The sequence below is a fragment of the Microbacterium sp. B24 genome (assembly GCF_000333415.1).
GTDB lineage: Bacteria > Actinomycetota > Actinomycetes > Actinomycetales > Microbacteriaceae > Microbacterium.
Genome location: NZ_BADB01000401.1, coordinates 1 through 4,056, shown reverse-complemented (window position 1 = coordinate 4,056; position 4,056 = coordinate 1). Strand labels below are relative to the sequence as shown.

Below are 4,056 nucleotides of genomic sequence, written 5' to 3'. Positions count from 1 at the left end.
AGCTCGGTCCCGGGGATCCTCTAGAGTCCCAAGGCGCGCAAGCGCATCTCTCTCGAGGACTTCACCCGTGCTCTCGAAGAGGGCAAGGTCGAGTCGCTCAACCTCATCATCAAGGGTGACGTGTCCGGTGCCGTCGAGGCGCTGGAGGAGTCGCTGCTGAAGATCGAGGTCGACGACAGCGTCCAGCTGCGCATCATCCACCGCGGCGTCGGTGCGATCACGGAATCGGACATCAACCTCGCCACGATCGACAACGCGATCGTGATCGGCTTCAACGTCCGTCCCGACACGAAGGCGCGCGAGCGCGCCGCCCGCGAGGGTGTGGACGTTCGGTTCTACTCGGTCATCTACAACGCGATCGACGACGTCGAGCAGTCGCTCAAGGGCCTGCTCAAGCCGGAGTTCGAAGAGGTGCAGTCGGGTGTCGCCGAGATCCGCGAGGTGTTCCGCTCCTCGAAGTTCGGCAACATCGCCGGTGTCATCGTGCGGTCGGGAACGATCACGCGCAACGCCAAGGCGCGCGTCATCCGCGATGGTGTCGTGCTCGCCGACGGCCTTCAGATCGAGTCGCTGCGTCGCTTCAAGGACGACGTCACCGAGGTTCGTACCGACTTCGAGGCCGGTATCGGCCTGGGCAAGTACAACGACATCCAGGTGGGCGACGAGATCGAGACGACCGAGATGGTGGAGAAGCCGCGCGGCTGATCCTCCCGTCGGTTCCGGATACGGCTACGGCTCCGGAGGTCGTGCCGCGGAGGCAAGAGTGGGGCCCCTACCCCAATTGCCACCGNGTCACGACCTCCTCCGCCTCCGCCATATCCTGACCTCGATGCAGTCATCCACTGGGGCCTTGAGAGGGAAGAGAAGATGTCGAACGAACGGCAGGCGAGACTCGCCGACCGCATCCGCGTGCTCATCGCCGAGCGCCTCGAGAAGGGGCTGCGGGACCCGCGCCTCGGCTTCGTGACGATCACCGACGTGCGCGTCACGGGTGACCTGCAGCACGCGTCGGTGTTCTACACGGTGTACGGCGATGATCAGGCGCGCGAGGACTCCGGTGCGGCCCTGAAGGCCGCGACCGGAATGCTGCGCAGCGAGGTGGGCAAGCGCCTCGGCATCCGTCTCACGCCGTCGCTGGAGTTCATCCCCGACGCGCTTCCCGAGAACGCAGGGCACATCGCCGAGCTGCTGCGCGAAGCGCAGGAGCGCGATGCGGCCGTGGCCGGTCTTGCGGCCGGAGCCGCATATGCGGGCGACGCCGACCCGTACGTCAAGCCGCGCGAGGACGACGACGAGGGCTGAGCACGGTCGCTTTCGCGTCACCGCGGCAGGCGCAGGAAGCCGTCGACGGCTTCGACGAGTCCGTCGACGATGAGCGAGTCGATCGCGCGATCGCGCTGCGCCGCGACCGGCCAGTCGGCGGCGACGTCGTCGGCGGGGAGAGCATGTGCGGGTGCGGCGCGCAGCGCGTGCAGCACCGCTCCGCGCGCCTGACGATCGCTGCCCTCGTATGCAGCCTGCTTGCGGCGCAGGTCACCGGTGTCGGGGTAGCCAGCCGCACGCCAGGCGCACAGCGAGGAGATCGGGCACACGTCGCATCGCGCGGAACGGGCAGTGCACACGATGGCGCCGAGCTCCATCATGGCGGCATTCACGACCGCGGCATCCTGATCGCCGCGCGGAAGCAGCCCCGCCATCGCCGCCAGATCACCGCGAGCCGGCGGCCCGGGCTGAGAACGTCCGTCGACGGCACGCGCGATGACGCGGCGGGTATTCGTATCGACGACCGGGTGACGGTCGCCATAGGCGAACACGGCGACCGCCCGCGCTGTGTAGTCCCCGATACCCGTCAGCGCGAGGAGCGCCTCGACGTCGCGGGGCACGACGCCGTCGTGTCGGTCGCGGATCTCCACCGCGGCGCGGTGCAGCCACAGGGCGCGCCGCGGGTAGCCGAGGTTCGCCCACTGCGCGACCGCCGACGCCGGGGCATCGTCGGCCAGGGCGGTCGGTGTCGGCCACCGCGCCAGCCAGGCGTCCAGCAAGGGGATCACGCGCGTCACGGGCGTCTGCTGCAGCATGAACTCGCTGACGAGCACGCCCCAGGCGCCGAACCCCTCCGCGCGCCACGGCAGATCGCGCGCGTTGTCGCGGTACCAGGCGATGAGCGGCGTCGCGAGGTCGGGCATCGCACCAGCCTACGTCGGCACGCCGCGTTCGCCTGCGGCCCCGAGCGCCTGCGGCCCCGAGCGCCTGCGGCCCCGAGCGGGTGCGGCCCCGAGCGGGTGCGGCCGGAGGTGGCACCGCGCCTAGGCTGGAGCAATGCCCGCCTCTCCGCTCGTCCCCAACGGCGTCCTCCTCGTGGTCAAGCCGCGGGGGATCACCAGTCACGATGTGGTCGCACGGGCTCGCCGCGCCCTGGGCACCCGCAAGATCGGACACGCCGGCACGCTCGACCCGATGGCCACCGGGCTGCTCATCCTCGGAGTCGGACCGGCCACCCGGCTGCTCACCTTCATCGTCGGGCTCGGCAAGACCTACGAGGCCACGGTGGTGCTGGGCGTTGCGACCGACTCCGACGACGCGGATGGTGTCGAGACGGCGCGGGCGGATGCCGAGGCCCTCGCGTCCGTGACCGACGAGCGCATCGCCATGGCAGTCGCGGCTCTCACGGGTGAGATCGATCAGATTCCGAGCACCGTGTCGGCGATCAAGGTCGCCGGCAGACGCGCCTACGACCTCGCCCGGGCGGGGGAGAGCGTCGAACTGGCAGCCCGACGGGTGACGGTCGATCGCTTCGACGTCCTGCGCCGCCGCGACACCGCCGAGGGCCTCATCGAACTGGACGTCGTCGTGGACTGCTCCAGTGGCACATACATCCGTGCCCTGGCCCGTGATCTCGGCGCCGCACTCGGGGTGGGTGGCCACCTCACGGCGCTGCGGCGGACGCGCATCGGTGCGTTCGACGTGGGCGATGCCGTTTCCGAAATCGCGGCGGACGCGCCGCTGCTGCCGCCTGCGCAGGTCGCGGCATCCGTGCTCGGCGCCCTGCCCGTCACCGCGGCCGAGGCGCGTGACCTCCGTCACGGCAAGCGTCTCGTCGGCGCCGCACCGCGCCTGGAGGGGGCGATGACGCCGACGCCGGCGGCGATCGACCCCGATGGTCGGCTCGTCGGCATCGTTGAGCGCCGCGGCGCCGACATCAAGAGCGCGATGAACATGGCGGAGGACGCATGATCGAGTGGTTCGCCATCGCCCAGGTGGCCGTCGCCGTCGCCGCCGGACTGCTCGCGATCATCCTCGGACTCGCGGGGCGTCGGCCGAGCGATCTCACGGTCGGCGCGATGGCCCTGATCCTGCTGCTTCTGCTCGCACAGGTGGTCGTCGCGATCGTCGCGCCGCTCGTCGGCAACCCGCCGGCCGGCAGCGCACTCGAGTTCTGGGTTTACCTCGTCTCTGCGGTGCTCATTCCGCCGGCGTCCGTCGTCTGGGCGCTCCTCGAGCGCAGCCGCTGGAGCACGGTGATCATGGGCATCGCCGCACTGTCGGTCGCCGTCATGGTGTGGCGCATGCAGGTCATCTGGACGACCGCTGGTATGTGAGGCCGCGGCCCCGGCGAGGGCGGGCGCCTATCATTGACAGGTCATGACTGCGCCACACGCCGACGCCGCCGCCCCGACCCGGATGACGGGAATCGGGCGCGTGCTCGTCGTCGTCTACGCCGTCATGGCGCTGGCGGCGACCGGACGCTCGTTCGTTCAGATCGTGCAGGACTTCGCGGCCGCGCCGCTCGCGTACACCCTGTCGGCCGTCGCGGCCGTCGTGTACGTGCTCGCCACCGTGGCCCTCGTGAAGTCGGACAGTCGGCGGTGGTATCTCGTCGCGTGGGTGGCGATCTGCTTCGAACTGGCGGGCGTGCTCATCGTCGGAACACTCAGACTCACACATCCCGAGCTCTTCCTGCACGACGCGACCGTGTGGGCGGGCTATGGCTCGGCTACTTCTGGGTACCTCTCGTGCTGCCGTTCGTCGCCTGTGGTGGCTGCCCCACGGCGGCCG

The 4,056-nt window shown here is 70.1% G+C and carries 4 protein-coding genes and 2 pseudogenes; 5 read left to right on the top strand and 1 reads right to left on the bottom strand.

Annotated features, from left to right (window positions below; all coding sequences use genetic code 11):
• Positions 1-30 precede the first annotated feature (30 nt).
• Together I5I_RS11940 and rbfA are read left to right on the top strand one after the other, a co-directional pair.
• Positions 31-705, top strand: a pseudogene (locus I5I_RS11940) (translation initiation factor IF-2); the annotation flags it as partial.
• Between the two features lie 162 nt (positions 706-867).
• Complete coding sequence (gene rbfA / locus I5I_RS11935; protein ID WP_036319797.1) at positions 868-1,302, top strand: 30S ribosome-binding factor RbfA; 435 nt, start codon at positions 868-870, stop codon at positions 1,300-1,302.
• A 17-nt stretch (positions 1,303-1,319) separates the two neighbouring features.
• Here the strand turns inward: rbfA and I5I_RS11930 are convergent, their stop codons facing one another.
• A complete protein-coding gene (locus tag I5I_RS11930; RefSeq protein ID WP_036319794.1) occupies positions 1,320-2,186 on the bottom strand; it encodes an A/G-specific adenine glycosylase in 867 nt (288 codons plus the stop codon).
• A gap of 133 nt (positions 2,187-2,319) precedes the next feature.
• Here I5I_RS11930 and truB point away from each other — a divergent pair, with 133 nt between their 5' ends.
• The 3 genes and pseudogenes from truB to I5I_RS11915 all read left to right on the top strand — a co-directional run.
• Positions 2,320-3,234, top strand: coding sequence for a tRNA pseudouridine(55) synthase TruB (gene truB / locus I5I_RS11925; protein ID WP_036319791.1), 915 nt, complete (start codon positions 2,320-2,322; stop codon positions 3,232-3,234).
• Positions 3,231-3,599: a hypothetical protein gene (locus I5I_RS11920; protein WP_036319788.1), complete on the top strand. Its 369-nt coding sequence runs from the start codon at positions 3,231-3,233 to the stop codon at positions 3,597-3,599. Before truB ends, I5I_RS11920 begins: the two co-directional genes overlap by 4 nt.
• A gap of 43 nt (positions 3,600-3,642) precedes the next feature.
• A pseudogene (locus tag I5I_RS11915) lies at positions 3,643-4,056 on the top strand (hypothetical protein); the annotation flags it as partial.

What these genes read in the sequence shown, in the direction of transcription:
- rbfA (WP_036319797.1), top strand. Translation starts at nt 868, where the DNA reads ATGTCGAACGAACGGCAGGCGAGACTCGCCGACCGCATCCGCGTGCTC.
- I5I_RS11930 (WP_036319794.1), bottom strand. Translation starts at nt 2,186, where the DNA reads ATGCCCGACCTCGCGACGCCGCTCATCGCCTGGTACCGCGACAACGCG.
- truB (WP_036319791.1), top strand. Translation starts at nt 2,320, where the DNA reads ATGCCCGCCTCTCCGCTCGTCCCCAACGGCGTCCTCCTCGTGGTCAAG.
- I5I_RS11920 (WP_036319788.1), top strand. Translation starts at nt 3,231, where the DNA reads ATGATCGAGTGGTTCGCCATCGCCCAGGTGGCCGTCGCCGTCGCCGCC.